20 protein-coding genes and 3 pseudogenes are annotated in these 19,349 nt (G+C 75.3%); 8 read left to right on the top strand and 15 right to left on the bottom strand.

All coding sequences use genetic code 11. From position 1 onward, the window contains the following. Positions 1 to 125 precede the first annotated feature (125 nt). Complete coding sequence (locus tag ACQEVS_RS02100; RefSeq protein WP_433014304.1) at positions 126 to 848, top strand: restriction endonuclease; 723 nt, start codon at positions 126 to 128, stop codon at positions 846 to 848. A 163-nt stretch (positions 849 to 1,011) separates the two neighbouring features. Further along, on the top strand, positions 1,012 to 1,827 hold the full coding sequence (locus tag ACQEVS_RS02095) for a DUF72 domain-containing protein (protein ID WP_433014301.1): 816 nt from the start codon (positions 1,012 to 1,014) through the stop codon (positions 1,825 to 1,827). Here the strand turns inward: ACQEVS_RS02095 and ACQEVS_RS02090 are convergent. The 4 genes from ACQEVS_RS02090 to ACQEVS_RS02075 form a co-directional block, all read right to left on the bottom strand. Beyond that, a complete protein-coding gene (locus ACQEVS_RS02090) occupies positions 1,775 to 3,340 on the bottom strand; it encodes a GMC oxidoreductase (RefSeq protein ID WP_433014298.1) in 1,566 nt (521 codons plus the stop codon). The two genes, ACQEVS_RS02095 and ACQEVS_RS02090, sit on opposite strands and share 53 nt — an antisense overlap. Before the next feature lie 129 nt (positions 3,341 to 3,469). Continuing rightward, entirely contained in the window at positions 3,470 to 4,735 is a 1,266-nt protein-coding gene (locus ACQEVS_RS02085) for a wax ester/triacylglycerol synthase domain-containing protein (RefSeq protein ID WP_433014295.1), read from the bottom strand. 119 nt (positions 4,736 to 4,854) lie between these two features. Then, complete coding sequence (locus tag ACQEVS_RS02080; RefSeq protein ID WP_433014292.1) at positions 4,855 to 5,193, bottom strand: hypothetical protein; 339 nt, start codon at positions 5,191 to 5,193, stop codon at positions 4,855 to 4,857. A 368-nt stretch (positions 5,194 to 5,561) separates the two neighbouring features. Further along, positions 5,562 to 5,957: an NUDIX hydrolase gene (locus ACQEVS_RS02075; RefSeq protein ID WP_433014289.1), complete on the bottom strand. Its 396-nt coding sequence runs from the start codon at positions 5,955 to 5,957 to the stop codon at positions 5,562 to 5,564. Positions 5,958 to 6,174: 217 nt separating this feature from the next. Here ACQEVS_RS02075 and ACQEVS_RS02070 point away from each other — a divergent pair, with 217 nt between their 5' ends. Together ACQEVS_RS02070 and ACQEVS_RS02065 are read left to right on the top strand one after the other, a co-directional pair. Then, positions 6,175 to 6,357, top strand: coding sequence for a hypothetical protein (locus tag ACQEVS_RS02070; protein WP_433014286.1), 183 nt, complete (start codon positions 6,175 to 6,177; stop codon positions 6,355 to 6,357). A gap of 128 nt (positions 6,358 to 6,485) precedes the next feature. Then, positions 6,486 to 6,803, top strand: a complete 318-nt coding sequence (locus tag ACQEVS_RS02065) for a hypothetical protein (RefSeq protein WP_433014283.1) — start codon at positions 6,486 to 6,488, stop codon at positions 6,801 to 6,803. A 26-nt stretch (positions 6,804 to 6,829) separates the two neighbouring features. Here the strand turns inward: ACQEVS_RS02065 and ACQEVS_RS02060 are convergent, their stop codons facing one another. Genes ACQEVS_RS02060 through ACQEVS_RS02050 form a run of 3 tightly spaced genes read right to left on the bottom strand, consistent with a single transcriptional unit; the run spans position 6,830 to position 8,586 of the window. Continuing rightward, positions 6,830 to 7,354 carry a GNAT family N-acetyltransferase gene (locus tag ACQEVS_RS02060; RefSeq protein WP_433014280.1) on the bottom strand — a complete coding sequence of 175 codons (525 nt, stop codon included), beginning with the start codon at positions 7,352 to 7,354 and terminating at the stop codon, positions 6,830 to 6,832. A 45-nt stretch (positions 7,355 to 7,399) separates the two neighbouring features. Then, the gene (locus ACQEVS_RS02055) at positions 7,400 to 8,464 is read right to left on the bottom strand and encodes a hypothetical protein (RefSeq protein ID WP_433014277.1); all 1,065 of its coding nucleotides are present in this window, start codon (positions 8,462 to 8,464) and stop codon (positions 7,400 to 7,402) included. Then, on the bottom strand, positions 8,464 to 8,586 hold the full coding sequence (locus ACQEVS_RS02050) for a hypothetical protein (RefSeq protein WP_433014274.1): 123 nt from the start codon (positions 8,584 to 8,586) through the stop codon (positions 8,464 to 8,466). The genes ACQEVS_RS02055 and ACQEVS_RS02050 overlap by 1 nt, the downstream gene beginning before the upstream one ends. 334 nt (positions 8,587 to 8,920) lie before the next feature. On the opposite strand from ACQEVS_RS02050, the pseudogene ACQEVS_RS02045 reads away from it, so the two are divergent. From ACQEVS_RS02045 to ACQEVS_RS02035, 3 genes and pseudogenes are all read left to right on the top strand, one after another. After that, positions 8,921 to 9,385, top strand: a pseudogene (locus ACQEVS_RS02045) (L,D-transpeptidase); the annotation flags it as partial. A gap of 128 nt (positions 9,386 to 9,513) precedes the next feature. After that, positions 9,514 to 10,797, top strand: coding sequence for an AMP-binding protein (locus tag ACQEVS_RS02040; RefSeq protein ID WP_433014271.1), 1,284 nt, complete (start codon positions 9,514 to 9,516; stop codon positions 10,795 to 10,797). Next, the gene (locus ACQEVS_RS02035) at positions 10,794 to 11,246 is read left to right on the top strand and encodes an AMP-binding enzyme (RefSeq protein WP_433014268.1); all 453 of its coding nucleotides are present in this window, start codon (positions 10,794 to 10,796) and stop codon (positions 11,244 to 11,246) included. The genes ACQEVS_RS02040 and ACQEVS_RS02035 overlap by 4 nt, the downstream gene beginning before the upstream one ends. A gap of 21 nt (positions 11,247 to 11,267) precedes the next feature. Here ACQEVS_RS02035 and ACQEVS_RS02030 read toward each other — a convergent pair. From ACQEVS_RS02030 to ACQEVS_RS02010, 5 genes and pseudogenes are all read right to left on the bottom strand, one after another. After that, a pseudogene (locus ACQEVS_RS02030) lies at positions 11,268 to 11,441 on the bottom strand (DNA-binding protein); the annotation flags it as partial. Positions 11,442 to 11,481: 40 nt separating this feature from the next. Further along, a complete protein-coding gene (locus ACQEVS_RS02025; protein ID WP_433014265.1) occupies positions 11,482 to 12,114 on the bottom strand; it encodes a pyridoxamine 5'-phosphate oxidase family protein in 633 nt (210 codons plus the stop codon). A 135-nt stretch (positions 12,115 to 12,249) separates the two neighbouring features. Beyond that, the gene (locus ACQEVS_RS02020) at positions 12,250 to 12,879 is read right to left on the bottom strand and encodes an MBL fold metallo-hydrolase (protein WP_433014262.1); all 630 of its coding nucleotides are present in this window, start codon (positions 12,877 to 12,879) and stop codon (positions 12,250 to 12,252) included. Further along, a complete protein-coding gene (locus ACQEVS_RS02015) occupies positions 12,879 to 13,964 on the bottom strand; it encodes an S-(hydroxymethyl)mycothiol dehydrogenase (protein WP_433027189.1) in 1,086 nt (361 codons plus the stop codon). Before ACQEVS_RS02015 ends, ACQEVS_RS02020 begins: the two co-directional genes overlap by 1 nt. Before the next feature lie 114 nt (positions 13,965 to 14,078). Next, positions 14,079 to 15,269 (bottom strand): annotated as a pseudogene (locus ACQEVS_RS02010) (MFS transporter); the annotation flags it as partial. A 195-nt stretch (positions 15,270 to 15,464) separates the two neighbouring features. On the opposite strand from ACQEVS_RS02010, the gene ACQEVS_RS02005 reads away from it, so the two are divergent. Continuing rightward, on the top strand, positions 15,465 to 16,664 hold the full coding sequence (locus tag ACQEVS_RS02005; RefSeq protein WP_433014259.1) for an FAD-dependent monooxygenase: 1,200 nt from the start codon (positions 15,465 to 15,467) through the stop codon (positions 16,662 to 16,664). A gap of 43 nt (positions 16,665 to 16,707) precedes the next feature. Here the strand turns inward: ACQEVS_RS02005 and ACQEVS_RS02000 are convergent, their stop codons facing one another. From ACQEVS_RS02000 to ACQEVS_RS01990, 3 genes are all read right to left on the bottom strand, one after another. After that, positions 16,708 to 17,133 carry a cold shock domain-containing protein gene (locus tag ACQEVS_RS02000; RefSeq protein ID WP_433014256.1) on the bottom strand — a complete coding sequence of 142 codons (426 nt, stop codon included), beginning with the start codon at positions 17,131 to 17,133 and terminating at the stop codon, positions 16,708 to 16,710. Positions 17,134 to 17,222: 89 nt separating this feature from the next. Further along, entirely contained in the window at positions 17,223 to 18,164 is a 942-nt protein-coding gene (locus tag ACQEVS_RS01995; protein ID WP_433014253.1) for a quinone oxidoreductase family protein, read from the bottom strand. 5 nt (positions 18,165 to 18,169) lie between these two features. After that, a complete protein-coding gene (locus ACQEVS_RS01990) occupies positions 18,170 to 19,336 on the bottom strand; it encodes a glycine amidinotransferase (protein WP_433014250.1) in 1,167 nt (388 codons plus the stop codon). Between the last annotated feature and the right edge of the window lie 13 nt (positions 19,337 to 19,349).

The following is a 19,349-nucleotide window of genomic DNA, read 5'->3' as shown; positions in this document are numbered from 1 at the left end:
CCTTCGCGACGGTGGAACCCTCCCTTCCGCTCGGGTGCCCGGGAAGGGCCCATGAAACCCCCGGAAGGGGGCAAGCGCACGGCACCAGGTGATCTTGAAAGTCGACGTGGGGGGAGCCGCCGAAGATGACGATGCCCGAGCCCTCCGCCCCCCGGCGGGACCGCACCGGACGCCGGACCGCCTTCGCCCTCGCCCTGCTCACCATCGTGATCTGCGGCGTCGGCCTGACGCTGCGGACCGCCGCCGCCCACGCCGGCGAGCATCCGGCCGGCGCCCTCGTCACCCTGCTCGCGCTCGGTTGCGCCGGAGCGGCGGGCCTGCGCGGCCGCCACCGGCTGCGTGATGCGTTCAGGACGACGGCGGGGTATCCCGGGGACCGGCCCGCGCCCATGGTGGAAGCCGCTCCGCCGGTGGACTACGCCGCCATGGACCCCGCCGAGTTCGAGCAGGCGATCGCCGAACTGTGCGCACGCGACGGCTGTACCGACGTCCACGTGGTCGGCGGCGCGGGCGACCTCGGGGCCGACGTGCTCGCCACCGCGCCCGACGGGCGGCGCCTCGTCGTCCAGTGCAAGCGGTACGGGCCCGACCACAAGGTCGGTTCCCAGGACCTGCAGCGCTTCGGCGGCACCTGCTTCACCATTCACGGCGCCCACATCGCGGCCCTCGTCACCACCAGCGACTTCACCGGACCCGCACTCGAGTACGCCGCCCGCAGCGGCATCCTCTGCCTCGACGCGCGGGCCCTCGCCGCGTGGACCGACGGCGGGGCGGCGCCGCCCTGGCGGCAGGGGAGCGGGACCGAGGACGCCGAGTGGGACCGGCTCGCGCCCGGAGGGTACTCGTGAGCTCCGGGCGCCGTCCGGTTTGGTGATGCCCCCGTCCCCCCTTTCCCGAGGCCGCGCCCCGGATCCCCGAAACCGCGCTCCGCGCGGTTGTCCTCGAACGCCGGACGGGCTGAACCGCCCGCCCTCCCGTGATCCGTCACCCCCCACCGGGCAGGGATCCCCCATGCCCCTCCTCGTCGGAACCTCCGGCTGGCAGTACGCCGACTGGCGCGGCGGTCTCTACCCGGACGGACTGCCCCAGCGGCTGTGGCTGGAGGAGTACGTCCGCCACTTCGCCACCGTCGAGAACAACAACGCCTTCTACCGGCTGCCCTCCCCGGACACCTTCGCCGACTGGCGCGACCGCACGCCCGACGGGTTCGTGATGGCCGTCAAGGCCAGCCGCTTCCTCACCCACATCAAGCGGCTCCGCGACCCGGCCGAGCCCGTCGCCCGGCTGCTGCGGCACGCGGCGGGCCTCGGCGACCGGCTCGGGCCCGTCCTGCTCCAACTGCCGCCCACCCTGCGCGCCGACCCCGCGACGCTGGACGCCGCCCTCGCCGAGTTCCCGTCCGGCGTCCGGGTGGCCGTCGAACCCCGCCACCCCTCCTGGTGGACGGACGAGGTACGGGCCGTCCTCGAACGCCGCGGCGCCGCCCTCTGCTGGGCCGACGCCGGCTCCCGGCCCGCCGGGCCGCTGTGGCGCACCGCCGGCTGGGGCTATCTGCGCTTCCACGGCGGCCGGGCCCGGCCCTGGCCGCGCTACGGCCGCCAGGCGCTCGCCACCTGGGCCGCGCGGGTGGCGGACACCTGGCCCCGACAGGCCGACGTATACGCCTACTTCAACAACGACCCGGGCGGGGCCGCCGTCCTCGACGCGGCGGTCTTCGCCCGCGCCGCGGCCCGCGCCGGGCTGGACGCGGTGAGCGCGGCGCCCGCCCCGGCCGTCACCCCGCCCGCGCGACGATCCCCGCCAGCGCGCGCTCGGCGAGCGCCGTGATGGTCAGGGACGGGTTGGCGCCGCCCACCGTCCCCGGCAGCAGCGACCCGTCGACGACGTACAGTCCCGGCACGCCCCGGACCCGGCCCTCCGGGTCCGTCACCCGGCCGATCGCGCACCCGCCCACCGGATGCGCCGTGAAGGACGGGATCCGCAGGGTCAGGGGCAGGGTGCCGGGATTGGCGGCGATGACGCGCCGGCTGAACGCCAGCGCGGCGCGGGCCGCGGCCGCCGACCCGTCGCCCCAGCCCGTCAGCCGCACCCGGCCGGTCCGCGGATCGGAGCGGAACGCGCCCCGGTGGTCGCCGTCCGCCGTCACGGTCAAGGTCACGACCGCCGGCAGCCCGTGGAACCCGGGCAGCACCCAGCTCTCCGCACGCAGCGGCAGCACGCAGCCGTCCGGCACGAACACGCCCGACGCACACGGCGACCCCTGCGTCGCCCCGTGCCGGACGAGCGGCTGCGAACGGACGGTCACCTGGTCGCCGTTGTCGCCGAAGCCCTCGCCGACGGCCGCCGGCAGGTCCGGCAGGTCGCCCCGGTCGCGGGCGGCGACCAGCAGCCGGTTGGTGTTGAGCGTGCCGGCGGCCAGGAACAGCAGGTCGCAGGTGAACTCCTCGGTGCCCGGCACCGCGCCGCCGGGTGTCAGACGGCGGACCTCCAGCCGGAAGCGGCCGTCCCGCCGCCGGCTCACCGAGCGGACCTCGTGCAGCGGGCGCAACTGCACGCGGCCCGTGGCCAGGGCGGCGGGCAGGTAGGTGCGCGTCAGGGACTTCTTCGCGCCGTTGCCGCAGCCGAAGTCCGACTCGCCGGCCGTCGCGGACAGCGGCACCCGGTGCGCCAGCTCGCCGCGCACCACCTCCCAGTCGAACGTCGAGTCCAGGGGCTCCGGATGGAAGCCCGCCCGAGTCACCTGCCGGTCCCACACCCGGGAGTGGAGGAACGGCTCGGACGCGTAGACGTCGCGCGGCATCGGCGAGGCGCCCAGCATCGCCCGCGCCCGCGGGAACCAGACGCGGGCGAACTCCTCGTACCGCAGCCCGGAGGGGTACAGCCGCTCGAAGCAGCGGCGCGGCGGAGCGACCGTCACCCCCGTGTAGACCAGCGACCCGCCGCCGACGCCCGCCCCGCACCAGATGTCCAGCCCCGGTTCCTCCGCCACCTCCAGGATGCCCGGACCCGGGTGCAGCGGCACGGGCAGCATCCCCGGGTAGCGGGCCGTGCGGCGGAACCAGAACATCGTGTCCGTCACCCCGTCGACCGATCCGAACAGCGGCCGGGCCGGCGCGACGGGCCACTCCCGGCCGCGCTCCAGCACCACGGTGTCCACCCCCGCCTGCCCCAGGCGCAGTGCCGCGACCGCTCCGCCGAAGCCCGAACCGACCACCACCGCACGGAAGTCCGTGCGGGTCGCCGCCGCCGCGGCGCGGCTGCCCAGCGCCGCCGCGCCCAGCGCGGCCAGGCCGGTTCGGGCCGCGAGGCCCAGTGCCTCGCGTCGGCTGCGTCCTGCCATCCTTGCCTCCTGAATCGTGCTGGTGCTTCCGCGTGGCGCGCGCCTTCGGGTGTGCCCCAGCCCCGCCCTTTCACCGTTTCTTGCGGGGGCCGCGCCCCCGCACCCCCGTGTTCTCCAACGCCGGACGGGCTATACGGCCGCCCGCAGTTCCTCCAGCGCCGCCCCCAGCAGCCCCGGCAGCCGCTCCGTGCCCGGCACGCCCGCGTCGAACAGGAACGACACGGACACCCGGGTCTTCTCCAGGACGAACACGCAGCCGCCCGGGGACGAACCGAGCGGCGGGGACACCGGGATGAGGCCCGCGATGCCCGGGCCGGCGTCGTGGGCGTCCGCCGGGATGACGGTGACGCCCAGCCGGGGCGGCGAGCAGTGGTGTACGGCGCGGTGGGCGAGCCAGGCCACCGGGCCCGGCGCCCGCAGCAGGTAACCGAAGAGCTCGCGGAACCGGTACAGCGTCATCGGCCCGGTGTCCCGGACGACGACCGCCAGCCGGCGGGCGGGGGAGGGCTCGGCGCAGGGGAGGACGAGCGGCATGACGCCCAGCTCGCTGCCCAGCGCCGCGCGGTCCCCGGGGTGCCGGAGACTGACGGGCAGATAGACCCGCAGGCCGTGGCGCTGCCGCCGGCCGCCCGTGCCGCACCAGTGTCCGGGCGTCCACGCCCGGAGGGCGCCGGTCAGCGCGGCGATCGCCACCTGGGCGGCGGACGCGCCGGTACGGCGGGCGACCTCGTCGAACACCGACCGGTCCAGGGTGGCGGTGTGCAGCGTCCGCCCGCCCGTGACGGCGGAGCCCGGCGGCAGCCAGCGCGCCGTGCGCCCGAACAGGTGCGGGAGCAGACGCGCGCAGGCGGCCACCGTCCGCGGCGAGGGCGCCCGGGGCGCCGGCCGGGGCGCGGGCGCCGGCAGCCGGGCGCCCGACAGGGCGGCGCCCATGGCCTGCGCCATCGCCAGACCGTCCTGGAAGAGATGGGCCGCGCGGTACGCCAGTAGGTATTCGTCCGGGCGGTGACCCCGGACCAGCCGGACGCCCCACAGCGGCCGGCCCGCCGGCAGGGGCGCCGCCAGCGCGTCCAGCGCACACCGCCCCGGGGACCGCCCGGCGGGCACCTCGACCTCCTCGACGTGCCGCGAGACGTCCAGCGAGCCCGCCGGCTCGAAGCGCGGCCGGCGGACCGTACCGCCCACCCGGTACCCGAGCGCCGGCACGCGCGCCACCGCGTCCGCCACCAGCCGCTCCAACTCCTCGCGGGTGGGCGGCGGTCCCGTCATCCGCGCCGCGATGCAGACGTGGGCGCGGGCCGGGTCCGCCGCCGTCCGGGCGCGCAGGTACTGGTACCTGTCCGACGGGCCGAACGGGACGGGGGCGTGGCCGCGGTCCGTGGAAAGCACGAGCATGCCGGGACCTTTCCTGCGCTGTGGCCGCTCGACGGGCGGTGGACACCGTCCGTCAGACAGCCACTATGGCGCCCGCTCCGGCCGCGGACCGGCAGGGACACAGCCCGCCGGTCCGCCCGTCAGATGGTGACGCAGACGCCGTCCTCGATGGTCCGGCCGTCGCGTTCCAGCCCGCCGCAGACCAGCTTGGCGTTCTTCTGCTCCCGGCCCACCTCCCAGCGTTGGGACGCCGCGTGCGCCTTCGGCGAGTGGTAGTCGCCCCAGTAGGCGCGGAGGGTGCCGGGCAGGCCGTCCTTCGTCTCCACCGTGATGTCCTGCACGAACCGGTTGTGATGGGCCGTCATCACACACAGGTACTTCCCGCAGTGCCCGTCGACCCCCGCCTGCGCGGGCGCCGCGGCCACCAGGCCGAGGGCGAGGGCGGCGAGCACGGTCCCGGTCTTCTTCCCGATGCCCAAGGGTCTTCCCCGTCTTCCGGTGCCGCGCCCGGGTGGCGCGGCCGTCGGCGGCCAGTAGACCGGCCGGCGGGCGGGGACGCGGGCCCTTTCCGGGAAGGTCATCTGATCAGGGGAATTCCCCTCCTCGGAGACGAGGGCCGGATCGTCGTCGCTCCACTCTCTCGGTCGGTCCGGCCGCGCGAGAGGCTCACGCGGGCCCGGCCCGGTACGGACACGGTTCCTGCGGCCGCCTCCTCGCCACCCGGGCGGCCCGGCCCACCCGTCGTTCTCCGCGGCTCGGGCCGGTCCGATCCGGCGCGGTCCGCCCGGCCCGGAGCCGGAACGCGCACGCGGCCCGCCGCGCGCGAAGCTCCCGTGCCGCGTCCGCGTCAGCGCAGCAGGCCCGCCGCCCTGAGGTCGTCGAACAGCAGCCGGTCGACCGGCGGGACGAGCGGACGGTCCGCGTACGAGAACCAGGCCACCTCCTCGATCTCCGCGCTGGCCGTCAGCGTCCCGCCGTACTCGCCCGTGTAGCAGCTCATCCGCACCACCGTGCCGTCCGGCAGCTCCGGCACCGGTGCCTCGTAGGTGCCTACGTGGGCCACCGTCGCCGGGTCGAGGAGGACCGTCAGCTCCTCCTCGACCTCCCGCAGCAGGGTCTCCAGGTCGCTCTCCGCGCCCTCCCGTTTCCCGCCGGGCACATAGAACACGTCCTTCCCCTTCGGCCGCGCGCAGAGGACCCGTCCGTCCTCGACCCGCACCCAGGCCACCGTGTCGATCAGCACGGGTTCCGCCCCTTCTCCGGTCCTCTCCGGCGGCCGGTGTGCCGCGCGGAAGGGGTCATGCAACCACAGGGCCGGGATCCGGCGCGCACTGTGCCTCGCGGTGCCCAGGGGCCAGGCGGTGGGTGCGTTCTCGGAGACGGGGGCGGGGCGGGGGCGTTCCGCGGTCCGGTGCCGGCGCGGGCATCGTGTTCGCGGGCCGGTGGTGCCGTCGTGGCCGGTGAGAAGGGCGGCCGCGGTCGGCCGGGGACCTCCGTACGGACGGTCCTGCGCCGTCGGCCTCCGCTCCGGCGCCCCGGACCCCACCCTCGCCGGCACCTGCGCCGCCGGGACGTTCCGGCTGGTCGCGCCCGTCCTGTCCGGTCTCGCCGCGGTCGCCGTCCGCAGCCGGGCGCGGCGCTGAACGGGCCACCGCGAGCGTCCTTTCCCGGCGGGGAGTTGACACCGGACGTGTCGTGCGCGGGGGCGGCGTCGTTGAGGGCGATGAGCTCATTCCGGGCTCATCGCCCACCACCGGGAAAAGGACCACAGATGCGTCTCTTCCGTCCGATCGTCGTCGTACTCGCCGGGCTCGCGCTGGCCATGGCCGGACCCGTGGACGCGGCGGTGGCCGCGAAGGGCCCGTTCGGCTTCCTCGGCCCGAAGAACAAGCCCTTCTTCGTCGACAACCCGCCGGACAACCGCTGCTTCACCATGAGCCAGGAAGCGCACGGCGCCCACAACGGGACGGACTCCCCGGCCACCATCTACAGCGGCAAGAAGTGCTCGGGCACGGCCGTGCGCGTGGCGCCGGGGCAGCGGGCGCCGCGCGACACGGCGTTCTCCAGCGTCCGCTTCGGAGGGCACTGAACCGCCGGTACCCCGTCGCACCGGGGTCACATCGGCAGCGAGTGCAGCCGTACCGGACCCGGGGGCCACGCGGCCCCCGCCCGCAGCCCGGTCCACATGGTCCGCAGCGGCATGACGCGCGGACCGTCGGGCTGCTCCACCTCCACCTCGCCGGTCACCAGGTGCCAGCCGAGCCGCTCGTAGAGGCCGACCCGGTCCGGCAGGCAGAAGAGCAGGCCGAAGGAGAAGCCCCGGGCCCGGGCGTCGTCCATCGCGGCGGCGACGGCCCGCCGCGCGAGGCCGCGGCCCCGCATCCCGGGCGCCACGGCGACCCCGCCGAGCCCCGCCACGTCCATCCGGACGCCGCCGGCCGTCAACGGCACGGCCACCAGCCCCGCGTGGGCCACCAGGCGGCCGTCCCAGCGGACGCCGAAGTGCTCGTCCTTGGGCCGCCAGGTCATCTCCAGGGTGCCGATGCCGAACGGGTCGGGGGTGTCGCCGAAGATCTCGGTGACGGAGTAGCCGGCGAGCCGGACGGTGACCGGCCCGGACGGATCCGCGGAAGCGTTCATCCGGGCAACATCGCACAACTCCCGACCGTCCGGCCGTGATCCGGGTCACTCGCCCGCGCCGGTCCGCGTCCGGCCGTCACGCGCCCAGGCAGTGCCGCCGCGCCCGCAGGAACTCCTCGGTCGCCAGGTCCGGCCGGCTCGGGTCGTCGGTGAACGACGCCCACGGCTGGACGGCCGTGTGCGCGCCCATGGCCGCGAACACCTCCGCCGCCTCCGCGTAATGCCGGGCCGACCACATCGCGAAGGCCAGGTGCGACAGGTCGGCCACGGACAGCGGCGCCGGCCCGCCGCGGCCCCGGGCGGCGAACCAGCCCTGGTAGGCGCGCAGGGTCTCGGAACGGATCGGGTCCACCGACCACTGCGAGCGCAGCAGCGCGTCCGACCGGCCCTGCCCCGCGGGTCCGCGGCCTGCCGCCGGTGCAGGTCGGCGTAGGCGAACAGCGGCAGCGCCAGCAGCGCCGAGCCGGCCGGCGCCCACGACGCCACCCAGCGGGCGAAGTCGACCGCCGACACCGAGGCCGCCGCGCCCGTCGTGCACGACTGGAAGAACTGCAGCATCCGGTGGAACGCCTCGCGGTTGCACTGGTCGCGCTCCCAGATCCGGGAGAGCAGCCCCCATGGGCCCGGCGGCAGCATGATCTCCCATGGCTGGAGCTGGTGTTCGGGCCGCTCCTGGCGCTCGTCCAGCGAGGCCAGTGTCAGCAGGCAGATCCACGGCACCGGGTCGCCGGGCGCGGCCTCGACCGCCAGCCGGCACGCCTCGCGAGCCTGGTGCTCCAGATGGACGGCCTCCGGGTGCCGCTGCCGGTGCGCGCGCTGCGCCCGCTGCACCACCACCCGGGCCCACATCACCCGGGCGTCCACGCTGTGGCCCTCCTCCGCCGCCCACGCCTCGACGATCGTCGAACCGGCGGCCACCGCGCCGAGGACCTGGGTACGGGCCGTGCGCAGCGCCCAGTCGGCGCCGGTGCGGTCCAGCAGGTCCCGCATGGCCATCCAGCGGCCCGCCCACACCTCCTCGACCGCGATGCGCAGGGCGTCGTCGAGCCCGGCCGGATGGTGGACCGGGCGGAAGCCGCCGCCGGTGGGGGCCGTCGTCTCCCTGGCCATCAGCCCACCCCGTCGTGCAGGGCCGGCCGGGTGGCCGGTGGACGGTGGGCGGTGGTCCGGGCGCGGACGCGGGCGGAGCGGACGGCCGGCGGGCCGGCGGCGACGGATGGGGGGATGGTCACGGGGAGGTCCTGGTGCTGGGGAACGGGGGACGGGTCGGAGACTGCTTTTTCCGGGGCCGAGGAGTCGGCGGGGGCGACGGGGGCAGGCGGAGTACGAGGGGGTGCCGCGACAAGAGCCGTGGCACGCAAGGGAGTTCGTGCTGCCGCCCGGACGAGCCTAACCCCAGGTGGGCGGCTGGTCGACCGTCGGCGGGAGGAAGATCGGGTTCCGCCGGAAACGGCGTCCGAAGCGGCGAGTGCGGTATGCAACCAAGTGGGGATTTCGATGGTCTTACCGTTCATGACAATGAAACGCACCCCTCTGCGGACCCGGCTGGGCGTCGTCCTCGGCGCCGCCGGACTGGCCGTCCCCCTGGCCGTGACGGCCGGCGGGACCGCCGAGGCGGCCCCCGCCAAGGCCCCGGCCAAGGCGCCCGCCAAGGTCTCCTGTCCGACGGACAAGGGCCGCATCGCCTGTGTCGACCTCACCCGCCAGGTGAGCTGGATACAGGACGGCAAGAAGATCAAGTACGGCCCGGTCCACATACGCTCGGGCAGAAAGGGCTTCGCCACGCGCACCGGCCTCAAGAAGGTCTACTGGCGCGACAAGAACCACCGCTCGTCGCTCTACGACGTGAGCATGCCGTACAGCCAGTTCTTCGACGGGGGCCAGGCGTTCCACGCCATCGGCGGCAGCGTCTACTCGCCGCCCGGCTCCCACGGCTGCGTCAACATGCGGATGAAGGACGCCCAGGCGTACTGGAACCTGCTGCACAAGGGCGACGACGTCTTCGTGTACGGCCGCAAGCCCGGCACCTGACCGGGCCGCGCACCGGCGGGCCGGGCGTTCCGACGCCCCGGTCCGCCGGTGTGCTCCCCTCCCGTCCGCCGGTGGCGGACCCACCGGTGCGCGGGTACGCTGCCCGGAGCGCCGACCGGGGGGAACGGATGCCCACACCGCTCGCACAACGCCCGCGCCTGCTGCACGAGTTGCCCGCCCACTGGGCCGCCCGCGCACCGGATGCCGAGGCGCTCGTCTGCGACGGCACCCGCCTCACCTGGAGCGGCCTCCGCTCCCGCGCCGACCTGCTGCGCGGCGCCCTGCGCGCCCTCGGCACGGTCCGGGGGAGCAGGGTCGCGGTCGTCGGCCGGAACAGCCTCGCCTGTCTGGAGACCGTCCTCGCCGCCGCCGGCGCCGGCGCGGCCACCGCCATCCTCAACTGGCGCCTCGCCCCGCCCGAACTCGCCCACGTCATCGCCGACTCCGGCGCCACCGTCCTGTTCGCCGACGCGGAGGTGCTGGGCGCCGTGCGGACGGCCCTCGGCACGATGGAGGCCCCGCCCCGCCTGGTCGTCACCGGTGATGGTGCCGAGCGGGGTCACGGCGCCGGACGGGCCCATGGCGCCGAGCGGGCCGACGGTGGCGAACGGGCTCATGGAGCCGTCCGGGCCGACGGCGCCGAACCGGGCGACGGCGTCGAACCGTTCGCCGGAGCCGAACCGGCCGACAGGACAGAACCGGCCGCCGCCTACGAGACGTACGCGTCGCTGCTGGCACGCGCGGAACCGCTCGCCGCCCGCGACGACCTCGACCCGGACGACACCTGCGTCATCCTCTACACCTCCGGCACCACCGGAAACCCCAAGGGCGCCGAACTGACCCACCGCGGCATGCTGGGGCAGTGCGCCGCGCTGCTCGCCCTGCTCCCCATGGGCCCAGCCGACCGCAGCCTCGCCGTCCTCCCGTTCTTCCACGTCGGCGGCGTCTGCTACGTCGTCACCGCGCTGCTCGCCGGGGCCGCCACCGTCGTCCTGCGCGAAGCCGCCCCGGAGACGATCTGCCGGGCCGTCGCCGAGGGCGCCACCCACCTGCTGCTGGTGCCGGCCCTGCTGCCCGGCATCCTGGCCGCCGGCCCGGACGCGGTCGCCGCCTTCGCCGGGCTGCGGTACTGCCTCTACGGCGCCTCGCCCATGCCGCTGCCGGTCCTGCGCCGGGCGCTCGCGCTGTTCCCGGAGGTCCGGTTCCTCCAGCTCTACGGCATGACCGAACTGTCCGGCGCCGTCACCGTCCTGGCCCCCGAGGTCCACCGCGACCCCGGCCAGGCCCACCGCCTCGTCTCCGCCGGCCGCCCGATGCCGGGCGTCGAGGCCCGCGTCGTCGACCCCGCCACCCGCGCCGAACTGCCGCCGGGCCACCGGGGGAACTGTGGATCCGGACCCGCCAGCGGATGAAGGGCTACCTCGGCAACCCCGCCGCGACGGCGGAGACCGTCACCCCCGACGGCTGGCTGCGCACCGGCGACCTGGCGCGGATCGACGAGGACGGCTACGTCTTCGTCGAGGACCGGCTCAAGGACCTGATCATCACCGGCGGCGAGAACGTCTGCCCCGCCGAGGTCGAACGAGTGCTGGCCGAACACCCCGCCGTCGTCGAGGCCGCCGTGGTCGGGGTGCCCGACGAGAAGTGGGGCGAGGCGGTGCGGGCTGTCCTGGTGACGGCCGGCGGAGGGCCGGTCGACCCGGCGGAGCTCCGCGCGTTCTGCCGCAAGCGGCTGGCCGGTTTCAAGTGCCCCACGTCCGTGGAGGTGGTGACGGCCCTGCCCCGCAACGCCACCGGCAAGATCGACAAGAACGCGCTGCGGTCCGCGGCCGCGCGGTCGGACGCCGCGTCCGTCGGCTGACGGCCCCACCGGCCCTCCGCCCTACGGCTGTCGCTCGTCCGCCGCCGTGCGGTCCGCCAGCCGCTCGTAGCGCTGCCGGGCGGCCTGCGGAGTGCCGAGCCCGAGCCCGAAGGCGATGTCGGGCCAGGTCATGCCGCGCCCCCGGGCCATCTTGAGGAGCCCGGCCTCCAGTTCGTCCATCTCCCCGCGCATCAGTTGACGCGTGCCGCGCCGCCCGGCCGCCTCGGTCCTCGTCTCAGTTGTAGAGGTGCGCGGCGTACCGCGGCCCGTAGTAGGTCTCCAGCTCCTCCAGGGAGTCCTCGGGCCGTTCCAGGGCCTTGGCGATGCGCGCCCGGGACGGGACCTCGTCCGGCCGCCAGGTCTCCGGCTTCCACAGCTCGGAGCGGAGGAACGCCTTCGAGCAGTGGTAGAAGACCTCCTCGACCTCGACCAGCAGGGCGAGGAGCGGGCGGTGGCCCTGGACCGTCATCCGGTCGAGGAACGGCGCCTCGCGCACCAGCCGGGCCCGGCCGTTGACGCGGAGGGTGTCGCCGCGGCCGGGCATCAGGAAGACCAGGCCGACGTGGGGGTTGGAGAGGATGTTGCGGAAGCCGTCCGCCCGCCGGTTGCCCGGGCGTTCGGCGATGGCGAGGGTGGTGTCGTCCAGGACGAGCGTCAGGCCGCCGGCCGGGTCGCCCTTGGGGGAGACGTCGCAGTTGCCGTCCGCGTCCGAGGTCGCCACCAGGCAGAACGGCGAGCGCTCCAGCCACTGCCGGTCCAACTCGCCCAGGCGCGTACGGGTCTTGTCGCGGACGCGGGGGAGCGGTTCCCCGAGGAGTTCCGTCAGTTCACCGGGCTCGGTGATCTCGACCAGGTCCGTCATGTCCATGGTGGTTCCCCCGTCGTGCGGCGCGTCCCGTGACGCCGTCGATCCTAGGTGCGCCGGCCGCCCGGGTCACCGGCCGCCCGGGTCGCCGGCCGGTCCGGTCACCGCCCGGCCGGCGCGCCCGACGACCCCCGCGGCTCAGTGGCCGCGGGCGATCCACTCCTCCAGGTGCGGCGCCTCGGCCCCGATCGTCGTCGTGTCGCCGTGGCCCGTCCGGACGACCGTGGCGGGGTCGAGGGTCAGCAGGCGGTCGCGGATCGACGTGACGATGGTCGGGAAGTCGGAGAACGACCGGCCGGTGGCGCCCGGTCCGCCCTGGAACAGAGTGTCCCCGGAGAACACCGTGTTCAGCTCCGGGGCGTGCAGGCAGACCGCGCCCGGTGCGTGCCCCGGCGTGTGCAGCACGGTGAGCTCCGTGCCGGCCACCCGCAGCACCTGCCCGTCCGCCAGCTCGCCGTCGGGCGCGCGGTCCGGGTGGGTGCGGTCCCACAGGGGCCGGTCGTCGGGGTGCAGCAGGACCGGCGCGCCGGTGCGCTCGGCCAGGGCCGGGGCGGCGTTGACGTGGTCGTCGTGCGCGTGGGTGCAGACGACGGCCAGCAGCCGGCGGCCGCCGAGCGCCCGGGCGATGGCGTCCGCGTCGTGCGCCGCGTCGACGACGATCGCCTCGTGGTCGTCGCCCACGATCCAGACGTTGTTGTCGACCTCCCACGTGCCCCCGTCGAGGGAGAACGTGCCTGAGGTGACGAGGTGGTCGATCCGGGCCGGCATCAGAACACCACCACCGAGCGCAGCACGTCGCCCTGGTGCATCCGGTCGAAGGCCGCCTCGACGTCGCCCAGGCCGATGGTCTCGGTGACGAACGCCGCCAGGTCGAGCCGGCCCTGGAGGTGCAGGTCGACGAGCATCGGGAAGTCGCGGGAGGGCAGGCAGTCGCCGTACCAGGACGACTTCAGGGCGCCGCCGCGGCCGAAGACGTCGAGCAGCGGCAGGTCGATCCGCATGTCCGGGGTCGGGACGCCCACCAGGACGACGGTGCCGGCCAGGTCGCGGGCGTAGAACGCCTGCTCGTACGTCTCCGGGCGGCCGACCGCCTCGATGACCACGTCGGCGCCGAAGCCGCCGGTCAGCTCGCGGATCGCCTCGACCGGGTCGGTGGACCGCGAGTTCACCGTGTGGGTGGCGCCCATCCGGCGGGCGGTCTCCAGCTTGCGGTCGTCGATGTCGACGGCGATGATCCGGGCCGCGCCCGCGAGCCGCGAGCCGGCGACGGCCGCGTCGCCGACGCCGCCGCAGCCGATGACGGCGACCGAGTCGCCGCGTCCCACCGCGCCGGTGTTGATGGCGCCGCCGATGCCCGCCATCACGCCGCAGCCGAGCAGCCCGGCGACGGCGGGGGAGACCTCGGGGTCCACCTTGGTGCACTGGCCGGCCGCGACCAGCGTCTTCTCGGCGAACGCGCCGATGCCCAGCGCGGGCGTCAGCTCGGTGCCGTCGGTCAGGGTCATCTTCTGCCGGGCGTTGTGCGTGGCGAAGCAGTACTGCGGGCGGCCGCGCAGACAGGCCCGGCACTGGCCGCAGACGGCACGCCAGTTGAGGACGACGAAGTCGCCGGGCGCGACCTCGGTGACGCCCTCGCCGACCGCCTCGACCACGCCGGCCGCCTCGTGGCCCAGCAGGAACGGGAAGTCGTCGTTGATGCCGCCCTGCTTGTAGTGCAGGTCGGTGTGGCAGACGCCGCACGCCTGCACCTTCACCACGGCCTCGCCGGGTCCCGGGTCCGGCACCACGATGGTCTCGACCCGCACCGGCCGGTTCTTCCCCGGCGCCACCACGCCCCGGACTTCCTGTGCCACGGCACTGTCCCTTCCTTGATCATTACGTCTTGGACCACTCTCGCGCACCACGGCGCCCGGCGTCCAACGACGCGGCTCACGCCTCGCGGGGGACGCCGGGGTGTCGGCCGCCGGTGACGCGCCGGGTACGCGGGACGCCCCCGGCGCGTCGGGCTCGCGCAGCGGGCGCAGCAGCAGCCAGCCGACGGCGGGCAGGGCGATCAGCGGCGCGAGGGCGACCCGCAGCGACGTGACGTCGGCGAGGGCGCCGATCAGCGGGCTCGCCACGCCGCCGACGCTGACCGCCAGGCCGAGGGTGACGCCGCTCGCGGTGCCCACCCGGCGCGGCAGGTAGTCCTGGCCGAGCGTGACGTGCAGGGAGAACGGGACGTACAGGGCGGCCGAGGTCAGGGCCACGAACAGGTAGAGCGCCGGGCCGGGGACGAGGACGACGCCCGCGACCGCCGGCACCGCCAGGGCGTACGACCAGCGGACGACCGTCGTCCGCCCGTACCGCCCGGCCAGCTTCCCGCCCGCCACCGTGCCCACCGCGCCGCCCACGTACAGCACGAACAGGGCCGCCGTCCCGGCCAGTTGCCCCCAGCCGGTGCGCTGGCGGACGTGCAACGAGACGAACGCGCTCAGGCCGACGAAGACGACCGAACGGCACATGATGGCCCCGGTCAGCCGGCGGAACGACGCCCAGTCGTCCCGTCCGGCCGCGCGGGACGCGGCCCGCGAGCCCGCCGCGTCCCCCGGCGCGCGGGCCGTGCGCAGCGCGGCGGCGCACAGGGCCGCGCCCGCGACGGCCGGGAGCGCCAGCAGCGGCGTCGCGCGCAGGCCGCCGGTGGCGACGACGGCGGAGACCAGCAGCGGGGCCGCGGCGAAGCCGAGGTTGCCGCCGAGGGAGAACCAGCCCATCGCCACGTGGCTGCCCCGGCTCGCCCGGCGCGCCACCCGGGCGGACTCGGGATGGTACGCGGCCACGCCGATCCCGGACACGGCGACGGCGGCGAGGGTGAGCGCGTACGAGCCGGTGAGCCCGCTCAGGGCGACGCCCACGCCGGCCACCAGTGTGCTCACCGGGAGCAGCCACGGCATGGCCCACCGGTCGGTGAGTGCCCCGAACAGTGGCTGCACCACCGACGACAGCAGCGACGCGGCCAGGACGACGCCCGAGGCGGCGGCGTAGGTGTACGCCCGCTCCGAGACGAAGAACGGGACCAGGGCGGCGACCGCTCCCTGGTAGACGTCCACGCAGGCGTGCCCCGAGGACAGCAGCAGGACCGGGCGGTTACGGGAGTTGAGGGATCGGTTCTTCGGCACCCCCCGATCGTGACGGCTCCCTCGCGCGTCGCGCTTCCGATAATGTGCCAACTCCTGTCGGAAACCCGCCACCTCCCGTCCGCCGCCCGCCCGATCCTCCGGAACCGGACCCGTGCGCGGCCCGTCGACCCGTGGGTAGGCTCGGCGTCCGGGCGGGACACGGACCGGATTCCGCCGGGTGGGAGGGAGCGGACCATGGCCGGAAGACGGCCCAGGATCGCCGTCGTCGGCGGCGGCATCGGCGGACTGGCCGCCGCCGTCGCGCTGCGGCGGAGCGGCCTCGACGTCGTCGTCCACGAACAGGCGCCGGAGCCGACGGCCACCGGCGCGGGCGTCGCCATCGGGGCCAACGGCCACCGCGTGCTGCGCTCCCTGGGCGTCGACCGGCGGCTCGCCGCGACGTCCGTCGCCCCGCTGCGCGTCGACTTCCGGCACTGGCGCACCGGCCGGACGGTGGCCGGGCTCGGGGTCGGCGACAGCTACGAGCAGCGGTTCGGCGCCCCCTTCTGGCACCTCGAACGCTCCGCCCTGCAGGACGCGCTGCTCGCCGCCGCCGACGCGATACCGGTGCGCTTCGGCGCCCGCTGCACCGGCGTGGAGCAGACCCCCGACGGCGCCGCCGTCCGCTTCGCCGACGGCTCGGCGGCCGAGGCGGACGCGGTGGTCGGCGCGGACGGCATCCACTCCGCCGTCCGGGACGCCGTCTTCGGCCCCGACGAGGCGGTCTTCTCCGGCACCAGCGGCTACCGAGCCCTCGTCCCCCTCGACCGCTTGCCGGACCTGCCCGAACTCGCCGAGCCCGTCCTGTGGTTGTGGGTCGGACCGGGCCGGCACGTGGTGGTCTACCCGGTCGCGGGCGGCCGCCTGCTCAACCTCCTGGCCGTCGTCCCGGACCCCGCCTGGACCGTCGAGTCCTGGGTCACGGAAGGCCGGACGGCCGACCTGCTGGCCGCCTTCGACGGCTGGCACCCGGCCCTCACCGGCCTGCTGGCCGCCGTCGACCGCCCCGGCCGCTGGGCGCTGTACGACCGCGAGCCCCGGCGCGTCTGGACGCACGGCCGGGTGACCCTGCTCGGCGACGCCGCACACCCCATGCTGCCGCACCACGGGCAGGGGGCGAACCAGGCGCTGGAGGACGCGGCCGTCCTCGCCGCCCTCCTCGCGGACGCCGCGCCGGCCGACGTCCCCGCCGCCCTGCGCGGCTACGAACTGACGCGCCGCCCCCGGACCCGGGCCATCCAGACCGGCTCCCGCCAGAACGCCACCTGCCTCCACCTCCCCGACGGCCCCCAGGCCACGGCCCGCGACGCGAGCCTCGGCACGCTTCCGGACCGGCTGGCGTGGATACACGGTCACGATCCGGTGGGGGCGCTCACTACGCCGGCGCGGGGTTGAACGCACGCGGCGCCGCCCCGAAAGGGCGGCGCCGTTCCAGCGCTTACGCCTCGACCCAGCCGTGGTTCACGGCCAGCCGGACCAGGCGCTGGCGGACCAGCAGGATCTGTTCCGCGGTCATGGTGGGGGCCGCGCTCAGGAGGAGTTCGGTGACCTCGTTCGTGAACTCCTTGGCGGACAGCACGTCGCAGTCGCCGTCGTCGCCCGACGGGCCGGGGACGTAGCCCTCCACCGGGACCTCCGCCGGCCGGGCGGACGCCCGGTCCAGCAGGCGGACGTGGGACGCCTTGAGGCCCCGCTCGCCCTCCTCCACCGAGAACTCGACGAAAGCACCGGGGACGATCAGGCGTTTGTCCGCCTGGACGTCGTTGACGTGCACGAACACATCCTCGCCGCCGGTGTCCGGGGCGACGAACCCATACCCCCGGAATTCGTCGAAGCGGATTATCTTACCCGTGACCACAGACATTCCCCACCTACCACCGCGTGCCAGCAACGGCCCTGTCGCGGGCCCGACGGGACCCTATCCAGCCGCCGCCGCCCGGCACAATCCCCGTGTCAACACCCCGCCGCCCGGACGTCCACGAGCACCTTGCCGGTCGTCTCCCGGGCGGCGACGGCCCGGTGCGCCGCGGCGGTGCCGTCCAGCGGGACGACCATGTCGACGTGCGGGACGAGCCGCCCCTCGCCCGCGAGCGCGAGGACCCGGCCGGCCACCTCCGCGAACAGGCCGTCCGTTTCCAGGACTTGCTGCATCCACAGCGTCACCACGCCGAGCGAGCGCCGGGTGAGCGCGTCCACGGCGACGACGGCCGGCTCCTCGCGGTGGCCGATGGAGACCAGCCGGCCGAAGGGGGCCAGTGCGGCGAGCGCGGCCTCGACGCGGGGGCCGCCCAGGGAGTCCAGGTAGAGGTCCACGCCGTCCGGCAGCAGCTCCGGCAGGTCCTCCGGGCCCTCGACCGCGTGCTCCGCGCCGAGCCGCCGGACGAACTCCCGCTTGGCCGCGGTCGAGGCGGTCCCGGCGACGACGGACGCGCCCAGGGCGCGCGCCAGTTGGACGGCCAGGTGACCGACTCCGCCCGCGGCGGAGGCGACCGCCACCCGTTCCCCCGCCCGCAGCCGGCCGGCCGTGACCAGGGCGGCGTACGCCGTGCAGCCCTGCTCGACCAGGGCGGCGCCCGCGCGGTCGTCGATGCCGTCGGGGAGCTCCACGGTGTACGCGTCCCGGGCGACGGCCACCTCCGCGTAGCCGCCCCCGTCCCGCAGCAGCGCGGCCACCCGCCGTCCGTCCCGCCGCCGGACGCCGACGACCTCCGCGCCGAGGACCGCGGGCAGCCGCGGCGGACGGTAGACGCCCGCCCGGACCTCCAGATCGCCGTAGTTGACCCCGGCCAGGGTGACGTCGACGAGGGACTCCCCGGCGCCGGCGACCGGTTCCGGGAGCTCCGTCGTCTCCAGCACCTCCGGCCCGCCGAACCGGCGTACCACCACAGCCCGCATGACGCTCAGCCCTCCAGGTAGTCCTCGGGCGCGGAGCCCTCCCGGACCGTGTCGAGGGTGAAGCAGTGCAGGCCGCCGCCGAAGAGGCGGCGGTGGCGGTGGCGCACCGGCACCACGGTGAAGCGGTGCTTCTCCAGCGTCCGGATGAGCTCCGGGCAGGCGGAGTTGACGAGGACGGTGTCGGGGGAGACGGACAGCACGTTCAGGTCGATGTAGCGGCTGGTCAGGAGCAGGTCGTCATCGTCGTAGACGGGGAACTGGTTGTCCTCCGGCTCCGGCGGGAAGATCATGTCCCAGGAGCGGAGCCGCTTGGGCAGCCGCTCGGCGATCTGCGGGGTGCGCACCAGCAGCAGCCCGGGGCGGAGCGCCAGCACGGTGCTGTCGATGTGGCTGTCGGACAGCGAGTCCAGCCGGTGCACCCGGAACCGCCCCTCCAGATGGCGCTCCAGCCAGTCGCAGCCGAGGGCGTGGTTGGCGGTGGAGACGTTGACGAAGACGTCCCGGCCCAGCCGCAGGCACTGCGCGCCGTCGATCATCATCTCGTGCCCGACGTCGTACGGCGACGGCCGGGGATCGGTGATCGGCTCCATCAGCTCGCCGGGCGCGGTGTGCGCCGTGACGTAGGACAGGTCGAAGGACGCGTCGGTCATCAGCGGCCGGGGCATCACCGTCCAGCGCGCGCCGCGCCGGAAGTAGTCGGCGAACACCGGCTTGAGGAGCTGCGTCTCGAAGTATCGGGCGCGCACCTGCGGGGCCGTCTCGATGACCTCGTCGCCGAGGACGATGCTGTTGTCGCGGACGTTGAGCGCCGGGATGACGGCGGCCCGGAAGGTCGGCGTGCGGACCTCGATGTGCTCGGCGAGCGGCGCGGGCCGGTGCACGGTGACGCCGAGGGAGGTGAGCGTGTCGACGATCCCCTCGACGTCCTCCTGGAGCTCCTCGACGTAGCGCTTCTTGATGGGGCTCTGCCGGGCCCCGGTGTCGGTGCCGTCCGCCCCGGGAGCGTCCTCGCCCGGCGCCCGGTGGCGCGGGTAGTACATGCGGCTGTACGGCATCTCGTCGTGGAAGAACAGGTCGAAGGACAGCTCCCGTTCGTGCGAGGAGTAGTTCTCGGCCGAGCCGACGACCACTTCACGCAGGGGGGACCAACTGTCGTAGCTGTTCAGGGACATGCGGTGGCCTTTC

Source organism: Streptomyces sp. CA-181903 (assembly GCF_050937075.1).
Lineage (GTDB): Bacteria > Actinomycetota > Actinomycetes > Streptomycetales > Streptomycetaceae > Streptomyces.
This window is presented reverse-complemented; position numbering and strand designations above follow the sequence as displayed.